We start from the raw sequence: 15199 nt of genomic DNA on the forward strand, positions 1-15199 counted from the left end.
GGTACCGCGTCGGGGACTCACCATGAGGGGATGAGGGGTCCCTCGGGCGGGGGATGTTCGGTGGGTGAGATCACTCCGGGGAGGGTTTGTGAAATCTTTCACGAGCCCTTAGCGTTGAAGTGAACGTGAAGTCTGAGAACCCACTCAGGGAGAGTGAACGCATGACAGCCCAGGTGCCGCACATCCTCGTCGTCGGAGGCGGTTACGTCGGGATGTACACCGCGTACGGCCTGCGCCGCGCCGCCCGTAAGGGCCGGATCCGGGTGACCGTGGTCGACCCGCGGTCGGTGATGACCTACCAGCCGTTCCTGCCGGAAGCCGCGGCCGGTTCGGTGGAGCCGCGGCACGTCGTGGTGCCGCTGCGCAAGACTCTCAAGGGCTGCCGGGTGGTGACCGGCCGCGTGACGGGGATCGATCACGCGCACAAGGTCGCCAAGGTGATGCCCGAGGAGGGCCCGGAGTACGAGCTCGCCTACGACCAGGTCGTGGTCGCGCTCGGCTCGATCGCCCGCACGCTGCCGATCCCCGGCCTGGCCGAGGAAGCGACCGGCTTCAAGAACGTCGAAGAGGCGATCGCACTGCGCAACAAGGTCCTGGACCGGCTCGACGTCGCGTCGTCGCAGCCCGACCCGGCACTGCGCAAGTCCGCGCTCACCTTCGTCTTCGTCGGCGGCGGGTACGCCGGTGTGGAGGCGTTCGCCGAACTCGAGGACATGGCCCGGTACGCCACCCGCTACTACGACAACATCAAGCCCGAGGACATGCACTGGGTCCTGGTCGAGGCCACAAACCGGATCCTGCCCGAGGTCGGCACGGATCTCGGCAAGTACACCGTGGACCAGCTCCGCAAGCGGAACATGGACATCCGGCTGGAGACCCGGCTGGAGTCCTGCGAGAAGGGCCACGTGATCCTCAGTGACGGCGACGAGTTCGACGCCGACACGATCGTCTGGACGGCCGGCGTGAAGGCGAACCCGGCGCTCGCCGCGACCGACTTCCCGCTGGACGAGAAGGGCCGGGTCAAGACGCTGCCGAACCTGCGGATCGAGGGTGTCGACGACGCCTGGACCGCCGGCGACAACGCCGCCGTACCGGACCTGACCAGCGAAACCGGTGCGTTCTGCGCCCCGAACGCGCAGCACGCCGTACGGCAGGCCAACCGGCTGGCCTCGAACATCCTGCGGGTCGTCGACGGGCAGCCGCCGCAGGACTACAAGCACAAGTACGTCGGCTCGGTCGCGAGCCTCGGCCTGCACAAGGGCGTCGCCCAGCTGTACGGCGTGAAGGTGAAGGGCTGGCCGGCTTGGTTCCTGCACCGGACGTACCACGTGTCCCGCGTTCCCACCTTCAACCGCAAGGCCCGCGTCATCCTCGACTGGACCCTCGCGCTGTTCTTCCGCCGCGAGGTCACCAGCCTCGGCAGTCTCCAGATGCCGAACGAGGAGTTCCGCCGGGCGACCCAGTCGTAGCCCGTCACTTGATCGGCCGGGCCTCCAACTCGCCGGGGGCCCGGCCTTTTCTTCGCAGTCCCGCTCTGCCACGCTGTGCACGAATGTCTGGAGGGGGACATGAGCAAAGCGAGGCTGCCACCGCGCTGGTTCATCCGCGCGGCCTGGAGAATCCACCGGGCGATCTACAACACCAGCGGGAGAGGGCTGTCACGACCGCGGGACAAGCGGTACGGCATGCTGCGGCTCACGGTGATGGGCCGGAAGACCGGGGAACCGCGGAGCGTGATTCTCGGGTACTTCGAGGACGGGCCGAACCTGGTCACCCTCGCGATGAACGGCTGGGGTGCACCGGAGCCCGCCTGGTGGCTGAATCTGCTGGCCAACCCGGACGCCGACGCGGTGCTCAAGGATGGGCAACTGCCGGTTCGCGGACGTGCCGCCGAGGGCGCGGAACGCCAGCGGCTCTGGGCCCGCTGGCAGGAGATCGACAAGAACCTCGACGAGTACGCCGACCGCCGCCCCAGAACAACCGCGGTGGTGGTGCTCGAACCGCGCTAGTCGTGCAGGAGCCCCGCGTCGTGGACTAGGAGGGCGATCTGGACGCGGTTGTTCAGGTCGAGTTTCGTGAGGATGCGGGAGACGTGGGTCTTCACGGTCGGGACGCTGAGGTAGAGAGTCGCGCTGATCTCTGCGTTCGACTTCCCCTCACCGACCGCGACGGCGATCTCGCGTTCGCGGTCGTTCAGGTCCGCGAGGCGGGCGACAGCCTTGGTCTTGCGGTCGTTCTGGCCGGAGTCGGCGACGCGGGTGATGAGGCGTTTGGTGACGGCCGGCGAGAGGACGGGCTGCCCGGCGGCGATCCGGCGTACGGACTCGACGATCTCGGCGGGCGGGGTGTCCTTCAGGATGAACCCGGCGGCGCCGGCGCGGAGGGCGCGCAGGACGTGCTCGTCGGCGTCGAAGGTGGTGAGGATGACGACCTCAGGCGCGCCGGAACGACGTCGTACCGCCTCCGTCGCGGTGAGTCCGTCGGTGCCGGGCATCCGGATGTCCATCAGGATCACGTCCGGCGCGAGCCGGTCGATCAGCCCCTGTACGCCGGTCCCGTCACCGGCCTCTCCGACCACGCGGATGTCCTCGGCGCCGCCCAGCATCAACTTCAGCCCGGCCCGCAACAGAGGATCGTCATCGACGATCAGCACCCGAATGGTCATGCGGGCCACGGTAACCAGGCGAACAGGCGGAAGTCGCCGTCGGGGGTGCGGCCGTGTTCGACGCGGCCTTCGACCAGGGCGGCGCGTTCGCTGAGACCCTTCAAACCTTGGCCGTCGCCGCGTCGGCGGTTCGGTGCCGGGTTGCGCAGCTCGACGGACAGTCCGTTGCCTGGGGCACCGGTCACGCTGATCGTCACCGGCTCGCCTGGCGCATGCTTGACCGCGTTCGTGAGTCCTTCCTGCACGATCCGGTACGCCGTACGCCCGACGTGCTCCGGCATCGCACCCGGCGCATCGAGCGTCAACTCGACCGGAATGCCCGCCTCACGCGAACCGTCCACGAGCGCGGGCAGGTCGGCGAACGCGGGCTGCGGGAGTTCGCCGACGGGCGCCCGCAGTACGCCGATCACCTCGCGGAGATCCTGCAGCGCCTGGTGTGCGCTCGCGCGGATGATCTCGGCGGCGCCGGCCACCTGGGCGGTGGACGCGTCCGGGCGGTACGCCAACGCGCCCGCGTGGACGCTGAGCAACGACAACCGATGCCCGAGTACGTCGTGCATCTCGCGGGCGATCTCCTCGCGTGCCCGGAGCTGCGCCTGCTCGGCCTGCAGCGTCGCCACGGTCTCGGCCCGATCCGCCCGGTCCCGCAGCGTCTGCAGGAGCTGTCGGCGGGACCGGATGTAGAACCCCCAGCCTGCCATTGCGGCGTACAGGGTGATGCCGATGATGAGCTGCGTCTTCCAGTCCTCCTTGTGCCGCACCTGGAGATAGCTGAGCGTGGCCACGCAGTTCGCCGCGAAGACCCAGATCGAGGTCCGCCACGGCTTGTGGACGGCGACGGTCATGGTCAGCACCAGCACCGGCCCAGCCGCGGCGTCGGAGTACACCGAGACCGCGGCCGCGAGAAGCGCCAACGGGACGGTCCAACGGCGCCGGAACCATAGGGTCAGGCACAGCACCATCCCCGACCAGAAGTCGATCGCGAGCAGCGTCGGCGACACCGGGTCGGACTCACCCTCGCTGTAGGCGAGCAGCGCGATCAGAACCGCCAGCACGAACGACACGCTGTCGACGACCCAGTTCATGGCCGTACGACGCGGACGCTTGCGCTCACTCATGTCTTGAATGTAGCGGTGTGTAAGCGGTCTCCGGGGCGGGTGCGGGTGTCCGGATACCGAAGTCGGTGCGATCGGGTACTTAGGTCGGAGGTAGGTTGCCGGGCATGAGTCAGCTCGCTGTCACCGTCATCGGCCCGGACCGCCCGGGGATCATCGCCGACGTCACCGAGGCCCTGGTCGGTACCGGGGTCAACCTCGAGGACTCGACCATGACGCTGCTGCGCGGCCACTTCGCGATGATGATCGTCTGCGCCGGACCGTTCGACCAGGTGAAGTCGGCGCTCGAACCGCTGCGCGGCGAACTGGTCATCACCGTCCGCAAGATGGGCCCCGAGCACGAGCACGCGCCGATCGGGGCGCCGTACATGCTGAGCGTCCACGGCGCGGACCGGCCGGGGATCGTGGCGGCCGTGACACGGATGATCGCGGCCGCCGGAGGCACGATCACGGACCTGGCGACGCGACTGAGCGGCGGGCTGTACGTGCTGACCGCCGAGGTCGAGCTGCCGCCGTCGGCGGAGCTCGAGATGCTCGACCGGGCGCTCGAGATCACCGCGGAGGAGCTCGGGGTGGGCGTCACACTGCGCCCGGCCGAGAGCGACGAACTGTGATCACTGACTGGTCCCCTGCACGTCTGGATGTCCAGGGTGCTGTTCTGGAGGTCGTCCGTGCGCCGCACCCGGTGCTCGCGACGGAGAGCGCACAGGTCGACCCGCTCGACCCGGAGATGATCCAGCTCGCCGCCGACCTCGTGGCGACCATGCGGGTCTCCCCTGGATGCGTCGGTCTCGCGGCGCCGCAGGTAGGCGTGGCGGCGCAGATGTTCTCGCTCGACGTGACCGATCACCCGAAAACGCGTGCCTGTCACGGCGTCTTCGTACTGTGCAACGCGGTCGTCGTCGAGGCCTCGCGCAACGAGAAGGCTCGCGAAGGGTGCATGTCGGTGCCGGACTTCACCGGCGACGTCAAACGCGCGACCCGGCTGACAGTCACCGGCGTCCTCCCCGGTACGACGGACGAGGTCACGATCACCACCGACGCGTTCGAAGCCCGCGCCCTCCAGCACGAGATCGACCACTGCAACGGCAAGCTGTTCCTGGACCGGGTAGCCGGTGCCCACGCCGTGTACCCCCGAAAGACCTACCAGTAACGAGTACCCTCGTCACCGAGCCCGGGTGGCGGAACGGCAGACGCAGCGAGCTTAAACCTCGCGGCCCTAACAGGCATACGGGTTCGAATCCCGTCCCGGGCACAGCTGGTCGTTGCGGGTCAGTGTTGTGGGGTCAGTTGGTTGTCGCCGGCGCGGTAGATGATCGGGACGTGGCAGGGGACTCCGCAGATGCGGTTCTGTACCGGAGCGGAGACGGGATGGCCGCAGGCGAGGCCGTCGGCGTTGGCGTCTATGGCGTGCCAGAAATCAGGGTCGTACCCCTGGTCGATGAGGTCACTCACAGACAGCAGGAGAGAGCCGGAGGGACACCCTGTCTCTGTGGGTGTGCCGGCAACCGCTGAAGTAGCGCTGAGCGCCACAAGTCCAGTGGCCATGAGGGTGCCCGCAGCACCAAGGGCTGCGATGCGGTGTAGTCGTCGGAGCATGATGAACCCCCCTGGGTCATGGCCGCCACATACTGGCGCGGCCTCTCTGTACGCGTTACTCGGGGCATGGGCACCTGTCAAGAGTGAGGCCCCTGCAGGATCAGAGCGTGCCGGTCGAAGCTACGAGTTCGCCAATGGTTGTAGGACGTCGGCCAAGGACTTGGCGAGGACGTGGGCCGTCGTGCCGTCCGGTTCGCCGTGGTCGGGGTTGAACTCGGCGAACGTCATACCGGCGAAGCCTGGGTACCGCTCCGGGCTCAGCAGCGGCTGCCGGGGCCCGAAGTCTCCCAGCTCAGGAGCGACAGATCCTGCCCGCCGTCGAAGTACAGCAACGCCACGTCATCGTCGTGGGAAACCGCGGCACTGTAGAGCGCGATCGCAAGTGTGCACTCCCCGCTAGGTACGGCCACCGGCATCGAACGGTCCGACCGGTCCGCATCCCGGCCCGGGCGCCGGTCAGCCGGTGGCGGAGCGGATGCCGCCGATGACGGCGAACACGACGAAGACGACGTTGCCGAGGAGTGCGAGCCAGGCGACCGTCTTGCCGCGCTGGCCGGTCACCTGGATGGTCCGGAGTGCTGTGACCGCCAGATAGATCGAGAGCGGCGCGCAGAACGCCGCGGTGAGGAGCGCGGCGACCGCCTGCCCGTTCACGCCGCCGCGGCGCTGCGTCTGGTAGGTCGGGGCTGTGTAGGAGTCGCGGTAGGGCGGTGCGGTGTACGAATCGCGGTAGGGCGGATCGGCGTACGGCGACTCGGTGTACGGGTCCTGATATGGCTGCTCGTACGGCGGCGCCTTGTACCTGTCCTGGCGCGGTGGGGTCGAGGTGGGGGCGGGGCCGGAAGACCAGGCGAAGGGGTCCGCTGCCGGCTCGTCGGGTTCGGGATCGGCTTGGGGCGTGGGGCGGACGAAGTCCTGGGGGCGTTCCTTGCGGTGCAGCAGGAGGGCGTAGTCGGCGCGGCGGATCGGGTCGGTCAGGATCTCGTAGGCGCGGTTGAGCTTGACCTGCTGTGTGGAGTCGCCGCCGACGTCGGTGTGGTGGCTCCGCGACAGGCGGCGGTAGCTGCGCTTGATCTCGTCGGCGCCGGCCTCCCGGCCGACCCCGAGCAGCTTCCAGGGATCGGCTCCGTCCAGGTCCCGGAAGTCCCGGCTGGAACTCATCGAGCGACGTCCGCCTGGTAGCAGGTCAGACGCCAGGAGGCGTACTGCGGATCCACACCGTTGGGCAATGTGCGGTGCCCGGTTGCGAACGTGACGGTCCTGTCGCCCGCGAGGTAGCACCACAGGTCGAGCTCTTCGTCGTTCCCGTAGTAGTACGACCGGTAGTGCGTGATGGCTTGCGACCCGAGGAACGGTGTCTGCAGGCGTTGCTGCGCCTCCAGCGGCAGGTTGCCGAGGACACCGCGCATCTCCTGCGTGAGGTTCAGTTGCGGCGGGACCGACGGCTGCGACTGCTCGTCTCGGCCGCGCGACACGAGCGAACGCAGACCGCCGCGCGGCTTCGTCGCCTGTTGCTGTACGACGGCGTGCTTGATGCTCGACGGTACGAACGGATCGATCCGCACGCTCTGCGTCTTCTGACCCTGCTTGTTGACCCGCGGTGTCGTCACCGCGAGCCCGTTCGGCCCCAGTACGACGGCGTACGGCCGGTCGCGCTCACGCTCGTGCAGGTCGGCCCACCACTCGATGGCCGGTCCTACCTTGCGCTCGAGGTACGCCTTCACGTCGTCGTGGAGCTCGCCCCACCAGTGGAACCGGTCGGGGCTGGGGACGAACCCCAACGGCGCGGCCTCGTGTGCGGCAGGCATCGACGGCGCGGCAGGTGCACGCTCCACGCCACCACTTGCGGGCCGCTGCGCGGCCGGACGTCCCCGAGACTGCTCGGGCAGGTTGTCACGAGTCATATGGGCAGCGGCGTGGGGCGGCATGCATGTCGGCAGCTTCCATCAGGTCGCCCGCCCAGGTCAACTCTCGTTTCACGGGCCTGTGGACAAGTTCTTCGCGCGGGTGAGTACGGCGTCGAGCATCTGCTCGGTGAGCTTGCCGGTGAACGTGTTCTGCTGGCTGGGGTGGAAACAGCCGAGGACGGTGACCTCGCCGTACGGCGTCGGGATCCGGTACTCGACCGCGTGGCCGAACTTTGGGCGCGGCCGGGGTACGTCGGCTCCGAGCGCGATCAGCGCTGCGAACAGAGCGTCGTACGCGAACTTGCCGAGGCAGACGATCGACCTGGTGCTGGGGAGGGTGAGTTCGAGCTCGCGGCGGTACCAAGGAGCGCAGGTGTCGCGCTCCTCCGGGGTCGGTTTGTTGGCGGGCGGGGCGCAGCGGACGGCGGCGATCATCCGCGTGTCGACCAGGTGCAGACCGTCGCCGGCGTGCTCGCTGGTGGGCTGGTTGGCGAGGCCGACGCGGTGCAGGCTCGCGAACAGCCAGTCGCCGGAGCGGTCGCCGGTGAACACGCGCCCGGTCCGGTTCCCGCCGTTCGCCGCCGGCGCCAGCCCGACGATCAGGATCCGCGGCTCGGCGGCACCCCAGCCCGGGATCGGCCGTCCCCAGTACGGCTGATCCGCGAAGGACTTTCGCTTGCCGACAGCAACGTCTTCCCGCCATTCGACGAGCCGCGGACAGGCCTTGCAGACGGATACCCGCGCTTCCAGCTCCCCCAGCGCACCGGTCGCCGCAAGTTCGACCACCTCGCCCGCATCCCGCGCCACCGGAGTACGCCGTACCGCCGGATCCTCCGGCCACCCGGCCCCGGGCGGCACCGGACTCTCGAACATCTCCCCGGTCAACGGATGCGGAAGCTTCACCCACCCAGCCTAAACGGGAGGTTGGGGAGGATTTGCTGCCCGATTCGGCACAAGATCCTCCCCAACCCCGACGGGTCAGGCGGCGAGCTGCTCCTCGGACGGTTGGGTGATGGGAGATGCCGACGTACGGCGTGCGCTCGGGATGGCCAGCGCGAGTACGACGGCTGCGGCGGCGAAGGCGGACAGGAGGAGGAAGGTGTCCGTGAAGCCGGCCTCCGCGGGGAGTCCTGAGGGCTGGATGTGGCCCGTGATGATCGAACTCGCGAGGGCGGTGCCGATGGAGCCGCCGATGGTGCGGATGTTGGCGTTCATGCCGGTGGCCGCGCCGGTCTGTTCGCGCGGAACGTTCTGCACGATCAGGCTGGTCATGGCCGCGTAGGCGAGGCCGAGCCCGACACCGAACAGGGCCGTCGAGAGCGCCACCTGCCACTGCGCGTCGTGGAACTCGGCGAACATCAGCCCCGCGACCAGGCTCAACGCCGACCCGGAAACGACCTGCGCCTTGGCGCCGAACCGCGGCGCGAGCGGGCCGCTCAACGACCCGACGACCGCCATCGTCACCAGCATCGGCAGCATCAGCAGCCCGGCCTTCGTGACGCTCGCACCGAAGCCGAACCCGGCAGCCGTCGGGATCTGCAGGAACTGCGGGACGAACGCGTACACCGCGAACATCGCCGCCCCGAACAGCAGCGCTACGAGGTTCGTCGTCCACACCGCCGGGCGGCGCATCATCCGCATGTCGATCAGCGGGTTCCGCGACCGCAGTTCGACCGTGATCCAGCCCGCGAACAGTACGACGGCCAGCCCGAAGAGTCCCGTCGTACGCAACGAGCCCCAGCCCCAGGACCGGCCCGTGCTCAGCGGGAGCAGCAGCGCGATCAGCCAGCCGGACAGGAACGCGGCGGCCAGCCAGTCGATCCGGCCGGGGACACGGTTCGGGGACTCCGGGACGTAGCGCCGTACCATCACCGTCGACACCGCGACGACCGCCATCGGGATCCAGAACAGCCAACGCCAGCCGAGCCACTCCACGATCGGGCCGGCCAGCACGATCCCCAGGCCGCCGCCGGCCGCGATGATGGCCGACACCACGCCGACCACGGACGGCACGCGCTCGGCCGGGAACTCGTCCCGGATGATCCCGAACGCCAACGGGAACACGGCTCCGCCGACACCCTGGAAGATGCGGGCGGCGATCAGTACGCCGATGTTCGGCGCGATCGCGGCGATCAGGCAGCCGACGGCCAGGGCGGCCAGCGCGATGAACAGCGTGCGCTCCTTGCCGACCATGTCGCCGATCCGGCCGAGCAGCGGGGTCGCGACGGACACGGAGAGCAGGAGTGCGGTGAACACCCAGGTGACCGTGCCGGGGGTGGTGTGCAGGTCGTGCTGGATGACGGGCAGCGCCGGGGTGACCAGCGACTGCAACATAGAGAAGGAGGCGACGACCGTGGCGAGGACCGCCAGGGTCACGCGGGGGTTTCCAGACCTGATGACAGGCATGCAGAAGTCCTTCGAAAGGAGTGTGAACGCGCCAGAACGTGGGGCGCGGGATTCTCGGCCTGGTAAAGTCGAGGTATGCCTCCACTATAGCGGAGGATGGCCTCCGCTATCAACTGGCTAAGGTGAGCGAATGGTGACCGGTGAGAGCAGGCCCGCGTTGCGGGTCGACGTACGGCGGCCGCAGCGGGCGGACGCGCGGCGGAACTTCGACGCCCTGCTCGGCGCCGCCCGGGATGCGTTCGCGAGCAAGGGGGTCGACGCGTCGCTGGAGGACATCGCGCGCCAGGCCGGCGTCGGGATCGGCACGCTGTACCGAAACTTCCCGCACCGTCAGGACCTGCTCAACGCGGTCTACTTCGGCGAGATCGAGGAGCTCTGCATCGCGGCGGAGGAGGCGGCCGGCCTGCCGCCGTGGGAGGCACTGACCACGTGGCTGCACCGCTTCGTCGGGTACGCCGCGACGAAGCGCGCGATCTGGGAGTCGCTGAACCGGGAGACCGAGAGCTTCAAGGCGGCCCGTGCGGCGATGTACGCCGCCGGTACGCCGCTGTTCGAACGCGCCCAGGCCGCGGGCGAGGCACGCAAGGACGTCTCCTTCGACGACCTGCTCCGCATGGTCAGCGGCCTCACCGCCGCCGGCTTCGTCGACCAGGCCCAACGCGACCGAGTCCTCACCATCGCCCTCGACGGCGTCCGCGCGCACTAGCCGAGGGAGAGTGCGACCCCGTCGAGGATGTCGTGTTCGGAGACTGTCAGTTCGGTGACGGGTAGGCGGTCGTAGAGGCGTTGGAGGATGAGGGCGCCGGCTCCGATCACGTCTACTCGGCCGGGGTGGATCGACGGTACGGCGGAGCGTTCTGCGCGGGTGGTGGTTGTCAGCCAGGTCGTGGCGGAGCGCAGCTGGTCGGTGGTGAGGCGGGCGTGGTGGACGGCGGTGCGGTCGTACTCGGCGAGGTTCAGCGCCACCGCGGCGACGGTGGTGCAAGTGCCGGCGACTCCGATGAACGCGCGGGCCTCTGTGAGCGGGACCGTGGTGGCGTCCAGTAGGGCGTCGATGTCCTTGGCGATCGCCGCTAGTTCTGTTGCGGACGTGGGGTCGGTGGTGACGTGGCGTTCGGTGAGGCGGACGGAGCCGATGTCGAGGGATTCGGCCGCGACGACACCGGTTGCGTCGCCGAGGACCAGCTCGGTGGAGCCGCCGCCGATGTCGGCCACGAGGTACGGCGCCGGCAGGTCGAGCGAGGTGGTGGCGCCGCGGAAGCTCAGCTCGGCTTCCTCGGCGCCGGAGATGATTTCCGGACGTACGCCGAGGCGCTGCTCGATACCCGCCGCGAACGCGTCGCGGTTGCTGACATCGCGGGCGGCTGAGGTCGCGACGAAGCGGATCCTGCGAGTGCCCCTGGAATGGATGGCAGTTGCGTAGTCCTCGGCAGCTGCGAATACGCGATCCAGAGCCTCCGGGGCGAACGCGCCGGTGGCATCCACGCCCTGCCCCAGGCGGACGATCGTCATCCGGCGATCGACCTCGACGAGCCGACCGTCGACAAGATCCGCGATCAGCAGCCGAATCGAGTTGGTTCCGCAGTCGACCGCGGCAACCCGCGTCGTACCCTCAGGCACCCGGCCTTCAGACACACGGACCTCTGCGGCCCCAGTCTTCCAGGGCTTCCAGCGTCTCGTCGCCTAGTGGGTTGACGCCGGGGCCTGCTGCCAGTGAGTGGCCTGCCAGGACGTGGAGGCACTTGACACGGTTCGGCATGCCGCCGGCGGTGATGCCGGCGATCTCCTCGACGTGTTCGATGGACTCGCGGTGCTCGAGGTACGACTCGTGCGCGGCGCGATACCGGGCAGCCAGGTCCTCGTCATCCGCCAGGCGGTCGGTCATTTCCTTCATCAGACCAGAGGCCTCGAGCGTGCCGATCGCGGACGCGAGCCGCGGACACGTCACGTAGTACGTCGTGGGAAACGGCGTACCGTCCGGCAGTCGCGGCTCGGTCTCGACCACGTCGGGGAGGCCGCAGCTGCAGCGGTGCGCGATCGACCGGATGCCGCGGGCCGTCCGGCCGAGCTGCTTGCTGACTGCTTCTTGGTCCGAAGGGCTGACGCTCACCCGGTCACCTTAGGTGACGGCGTGAGGATCGTCTTCGGGGCGGGTTTGGCGGGGGTCGGCGTCGCGGCCGGCGCCGGCGGCGTACCCGCGCCTTCGACACTCCCCCACAGCTTCGTGTACCAGGTCGGTTTCTGCGTGTCCGTCGTACCGTCCGCCGGCGCCGACGGCTCCGGCGGGGCGCCCAGTGGCTTCCCGTCCGCGCCGATCACGCGGTACCCGACCTCACCGGGCATCACCCAGCCGAGCCGCTGCCGCGCCTGCGCCTTCACGTACGCGTCGTCGTCCCAGCGGGTGATCTCGTCGTTCAGCTCCGCGACCCGCTTCTCCCGGTCGCGGATCTCCTGCTGCAGCGCGCTGACCTGCTGGTGCTGGTCGAACCAGACCCGCAGGCTCTGCGCGTAGGACACGATCAGCGCGCCCAGCACCAGCAGTACGACGGCCGCCCGCCCGGTCAGGTTGCGGGACCCGCGGGTCCGCGCCGGGTCCGTCTGGGTTCCCGTCGTACGCCGTTTCGGCTGGTCGCCCCGCCGGGCCGGTGGACGCGACTGGGTCCGGCTCGACGGACGCGAGCCAGGGCGTGCACCGGAATCCCGACGGGACGGCATACCTGAACCTCCGAAAACGTCAGCCCTGGAAGCGCGGGAAGGCCGAGCGACCGGCGTACGTCGCCGCGTCGTCGAGCTCCTCCTCGATCCGGAGCAACTGGTTGTACTTGGCGGTGCGGTCGGACCGGGCCGGGGCGCCGGACTTGATCTGGCCGCAGTTGGTCGCCACCGCGAGGTCGGCGATCGTGGTGTCCTCGGTCTCGCCGGAACGGTGGCTCATCATGCAGGTGAAGCCGCTGCGGTGCGCCAGGTCGACGGCGTCCAGGGTCTCGGTCAGCGAGCCGATCTGGTTCACCTTCACCAGCAGGCTGTTCGCCGACTTCTCGTCGATACCGCGCTGCAGCCGCTCGACGTTGGTGACGAACAGGTCGTCGCCGACCAGCTGGATCTTGCCGCCGAGCTCGCCGGTGATGGCCTTCCAGCCGTCCCAGTCCTCCTCGTTCAGCGGGTCCTCGATCGACACGATCGGGTACGACGCCACCAGGTCGGCGTAGTAGGCGATCATCTCGTCGGCCGACTTCTTGCCGCCCTCGAACGCGTACACGCCGTCGGTGAAGAACTCGCTCGCGGCCACGTCCATCGCCAGCGCGATGTCCTTGCCGAGCTGCAGGCCGGCCTTCTCGACCGCGACCGCGATCAGGTCCAGGGCGGCCCGGTTGCTGTCCAGGTTCGGCGCGAAGCCGCCCTCGTCACCGAGACCGGTGGACAGGCCGCGCTCCTTCAGCACCGCCTTCAGCGCGTGGTAGACGCCCGCGCCCTGCATGACGGCCTCGGCGTACGTCGCCGCGCCGATCGGGGCGATCATGAACTCCTGGACGTCGACGTTGCTGTCCGCGTGCGCGCCGCCGTTGAGGATGTTCATCATCGGCACCGGCAGGACGTGCGCGTTCGGGCCGCCGACGTACCGGAACAGCGGCAGGCCGGAGCTCTCCGCCGCCGCCTTCGCGACCGCGAGGCTGACGCCGAGGATCGCGTTCGCGCCCAGCTTGGCCTTGTTCGGAGTGCCGTCCAGGTCGAGGAGCGCGTGGTCGATCAGGCGCTGCTCGTGGACGTCGTACCCGACGATCTCCTTGTCGATGTCCTCGAGGATCGCGGTGACGGCCTTCTGCACGCCCTTGCCGCCGTACCGGTCCTTGTCGCCGTCACGCAGCTCCACGGCCTCGAACTGGCCGGTGGAGGCACCAGACGGGACGGCCGCGCGGGCGATGGTGTCGTCGTCGAGCAGAACCTCGACCTCGACAGTGGGGTTGCCGCGCGAGTCGAGGATCTCGCGCGCGCCGACGGCCTCGATGGTGGCCACATTGACTCCCAAGTTCTCGATGACGAATCGCTGCTGAGCCTAGTCCCCAGACCACCGAGCTCAGTGGACCGCGTCGACCCTAACGATCGCATCAGCGGGTACCTCGCGCGTCAGTAACACTCCGTTGGGCGCCCGATAGACCGCCAAATCCGCGCAATCCACACCCAGCAAGACTTCTACGGCGGTCCGGCGCCCCACGTGACTGTCCTTCGCCGGCGCCAGATGGACGTGCGTACGCCGTCCCGCGTGCAAACCTTCCCGTTGAATCGCGAGCAGCGCCACCCGATTCGTCCCGTGCCACAGCAGATCCTCGGGGTAGAAGCGTTCCCAACTGTTCTCCAACGCTTCACGCGTCACGGGCATCCCCTGGAGGGAATGCCCCTGACACGCCCGGATCCGCTCTCCGTCGACCTGCAGCCGCTGCTTGTCGTTCTCCCGCACCGCGACGTCCAACCGCTCGCGGGTCAGCCCGAGAACCCGCAGTACGTCGGTGATCGGCGCCCACCCGTCCGCACTCATCGTGAGGCCGCGTTCACCCGCCGTATGGCGCAGCAGTCTGGAGACCGCCCTGCTGTCGCGGCTCATGTCAGCGCCCTCCTCAGCCCGTCCACCCGGTCGTCGCGGCCCGGTCGCTTGACGACGTAGTACCGCACCGGCGGCAGATCCTTGACCGGGATCTTCCGTACGGCGCTCGTCGTCCGGACCGAACCGTTGACGACCGCCGGCCCAATACCGAGACGCACGAAGTGGACCAGCAGTTCCCACCCTTCCGCCTCCACCGCGACGGACCACCGCAGGCCCTGGTCGAGCATGCTCCGCTCCAACTGCTGCCGGTGCGGACGATCCTTCGGCGGTACGACGAGCGCCTCGTCCTGCAGATCCTTCAATCGGACGGTACGACGCCCCGCCAGGCGGTGATCGCTGCGCACGATGAGTGTTTGCGGGAACTGCGCGAGGAGTTCGCAGTCGAGGTCGTCGGGTGGGATGCCCAGTGCGGTCACGCCGACGTCCGCCGTACCTCCACGGACGGCTGTCAGGGTCTCGGTGGCGTCGCCGGTGAGCAGGCGGAGTTCGCGACCGCGGGTCAGGTAGCGGCGGAGTGGGTCGGCCAGCAGGTACAGGTACGAACCGGAGCCGGCGATCAGCACGAGCGGTCGCGGCGGGGCGGCAGCCAGCGTGCGGAGGAAGTCGGACGTGCGGTCGCGGGTGTCGTTGGCGAACGCAGCCAGGCGCTCGCCCGCGTCGGTCAGGTGCAGCTGTCGTCCGTGCTTGACGTAAAGCTGCGTGCCGAGGCGGGCTTCCAGCTTGCGGATCCGGGTATGGAGAGCGGGCTGACTGACATGCAGCTGCTCGGCCGCACGCGTGAAGTTGCGATGCCCCGCGAACACCGCGAACGCCTGCAGATCCTCCGCCACCAGCTCCATCACCAGAAACTATAGCTATGTCGATAAGAACTAGTTCTGATGGATTGCCGGTCGTGTCGACGATGGAG

General features: G+C 68.9%; 18 protein-coding genes and 1 tRNA gene. 6 read left to right on the top strand and 13 right to left on the bottom strand.

All coding sequences use genetic code 11. The features are described from left to right. The first annotated feature begins 161 nt into the window (after positions 1-161). Both ACLJOO_RS03245 and ACLJOO_RS03250 read left to right on the top strand, forming a co-directional pair. Complete coding sequence (locus ACLJOO_RS03245) at positions 162-1469, top strand: NAD(P)/FAD-dependent oxidoreductase (RefSeq protein WP_410785273.1); 1308 nt, start codon at positions 162-164, stop codon at positions 1467-1469. Positions 1470-1568: 99 nt separating this feature from the next. Beyond that, entirely contained in the window at positions 1569-2009 is a 441-nt protein-coding gene (locus tag ACLJOO_RS03250) for a nitroreductase/quinone reductase family protein (RefSeq protein ID WP_410785274.1), read from the top strand. On the opposite strand, the gene ACLJOO_RS03255 is transcribed toward ACLJOO_RS03250, so the two are convergent. Together ACLJOO_RS03255 and ACLJOO_RS03260 are read right to left on the bottom strand one after the other, a co-directional pair. Continuing rightward, positions 2006-2665 (bottom strand): response regulator, encoded by a 660-nt coding sequence (locus ACLJOO_RS03255; protein WP_410785275.1) that lies wholly within the window; start codon positions 2663-2665, stop codon positions 2006-2008. The two genes, ACLJOO_RS03250 and ACLJOO_RS03255, sit on opposite strands and share 4 nt — an antisense overlap. After that, positions 2662-3783: a sensor histidine kinase gene (locus ACLJOO_RS03260; RefSeq protein WP_410785276.1), complete on the bottom strand. Its 1122-nt coding sequence runs from the start codon at positions 3781-3783 to the stop codon at positions 2662-2664. The genes ACLJOO_RS03255 and ACLJOO_RS03260 overlap by 4 nt, the downstream gene beginning before the upstream one ends. 104 nt (positions 3784-3887) lie before the next feature. On the opposite strand from ACLJOO_RS03260, the gene ACLJOO_RS03265 reads away from it, so the two are divergent. The 3 genes from ACLJOO_RS03265 (at position 3888) to ACLJOO_RS03275 (ending at position 5035) form a co-directional block, all read left to right on the top strand. Continuing rightward, positions 3888-4394: a glycine cleavage system protein R gene (locus ACLJOO_RS03265; protein WP_410785277.1), complete on the top strand. Its 507-nt coding sequence runs from the start codon at positions 3888-3890 to the stop codon at positions 4392-4394. Then, the gene (gene def / locus ACLJOO_RS03270; RefSeq protein ID WP_410785278.1) at positions 4391-4933 is read left to right on the top strand and encodes a peptide deformylase; all 543 of its coding nucleotides are present in this window, start codon (positions 4391-4393) and stop codon (positions 4931-4933) included. The genes ACLJOO_RS03265 and def overlap by 4 nt, the downstream gene beginning before the upstream one ends. Before the next feature lie 19 nt (positions 4934-4952). Next, a tRNA-Leu gene (locus ACLJOO_RS03275) sits at positions 4953-5035 on the top strand. A 17-nt stretch (positions 5036-5052) separates the two neighbouring features. On the opposite strand, the gene ACLJOO_RS03280 is transcribed toward ACLJOO_RS03275, so the two are convergent. From ACLJOO_RS03280 to ACLJOO_RS03300, 5 genes are all read right to left on the bottom strand, one after another. Then, positions 5053-5235 carry a hypothetical protein gene (locus ACLJOO_RS03280; RefSeq protein ID WP_410785280.1) on the bottom strand — a complete coding sequence of 61 codons (183 nt, stop codon included), beginning with the start codon at positions 5233-5235 and terminating at the stop codon, positions 5053-5055. Between the two features lie 600 nt (positions 5236-5835). Further along, positions 5836-6540 (bottom strand): DnaJ domain-containing protein, encoded by a 705-nt coding sequence (locus tag ACLJOO_RS03285; RefSeq protein WP_410785282.1) that lies wholly within the window; start codon positions 6538-6540, stop codon positions 5836-5838. Beyond that, positions 6537-7214: a hypothetical protein gene (locus tag ACLJOO_RS03290; RefSeq protein WP_410785284.1), complete on the bottom strand. Its 678-nt coding sequence runs from the start codon at positions 7212-7214 to the stop codon at positions 6537-6539. Before ACLJOO_RS03290 ends, ACLJOO_RS03285 begins: the two co-directional genes overlap by 4 nt. A gap of 141 nt (positions 7215-7355) precedes the next feature. After that, positions 7356-8189 carry a uracil-DNA glycosylase gene (locus ACLJOO_RS03295; RefSeq protein ID WP_410785285.1) on the bottom strand — a complete coding sequence of 278 codons (834 nt, stop codon included), beginning with the start codon at positions 8187-8189 and terminating at the stop codon, positions 7356-7358. A 75-nt stretch (positions 8190-8264) separates the two neighbouring features. Further along, positions 8265-9692: an MFS transporter gene (locus tag ACLJOO_RS03300; RefSeq protein ID WP_410785286.1), complete on the bottom strand. Its 1428-nt coding sequence runs from the start codon at positions 9690-9692 to the stop codon at positions 8265-8267. Between the two features lie 130 nt (positions 9693-9822). Between ACLJOO_RS03300 and ACLJOO_RS03305 the strand changes: the two genes are divergently transcribed. Next, positions 9823-10398 carry a TetR/AcrR family transcriptional regulator gene (locus ACLJOO_RS03305; protein WP_410785287.1) on the top strand — a complete coding sequence of 192 codons (576 nt, stop codon included), beginning with the start codon at positions 9823-9825 and terminating at the stop codon, positions 10396-10398. On the opposite strand, the gene ACLJOO_RS03310 is transcribed toward ACLJOO_RS03305, so the two are convergent. From ACLJOO_RS03310 to ACLJOO_RS03335, 6 genes are read right to left on the bottom strand one after another with little or no spacing between them, the layout of a single operon-like run. Continuing rightward, the gene (locus tag ACLJOO_RS03310) at positions 10395-11327 is read right to left on the bottom strand and encodes an exopolyphosphatase (protein ID WP_410785288.1); all 933 of its coding nucleotides are present in this window, start codon (positions 11325-11327) and stop codon (positions 10395-10397) included. The genes ACLJOO_RS03305 and ACLJOO_RS03310 overlap by 4 nt on opposite strands. Continuing rightward, entirely contained in the window at positions 11320-11802 is a 483-nt protein-coding gene (locus ACLJOO_RS03315) for a DUF501 domain-containing protein (RefSeq protein WP_410785289.1), read from the bottom strand. Before ACLJOO_RS03315 ends, ACLJOO_RS03310 begins: the two co-directional genes overlap by 8 nt. Then, on the bottom strand, positions 11799-12407 hold the full coding sequence (locus ACLJOO_RS03320; protein WP_410785290.1) for an FtsB family cell division protein: 609 nt from the start codon (positions 12405-12407) through the stop codon (positions 11799-11801). The genes ACLJOO_RS03315 and ACLJOO_RS03320 overlap by 4 nt, the downstream gene beginning before the upstream one ends. A gap of 19 nt (positions 12408-12426) precedes the next feature. Further along, positions 12427-13707 carry a phosphopyruvate hydratase gene (gene eno, locus ACLJOO_RS03325; RefSeq protein ID WP_410785291.1) on the bottom strand — a complete coding sequence of 427 codons (1281 nt, stop codon included), beginning with the start codon at positions 13705-13707 and terminating at the stop codon, positions 12427-12429. Positions 13708-13767: 60 nt separating this feature from the next. Further along, positions 13768-14292: an RNA 2'-phosphotransferase gene (locus tag ACLJOO_RS03330; RefSeq protein ID WP_410785292.1), complete on the bottom strand. Its 525-nt coding sequence runs from the start codon at positions 14290-14292 to the stop codon at positions 13768-13770. Continuing rightward, positions 14289-15131, bottom strand: coding sequence for a LysR substrate-binding domain-containing protein (locus ACLJOO_RS03335; protein ID WP_410785293.1), 843 nt, complete (start codon positions 15129-15131; stop codon positions 14289-14291). The genes ACLJOO_RS03330 and ACLJOO_RS03335 overlap by 4 nt, the downstream gene beginning before the upstream one ends. Between the last annotated feature and the right edge of the window lie 68 nt (positions 15132-15199).

This window comes from Kribbella sp. C-35 (assembly GCF_046549195.1).
GTDB lineage: Bacteria > Actinomycetota > Actinomycetes > Propionibacteriales > Kribbellaceae > Kribbella.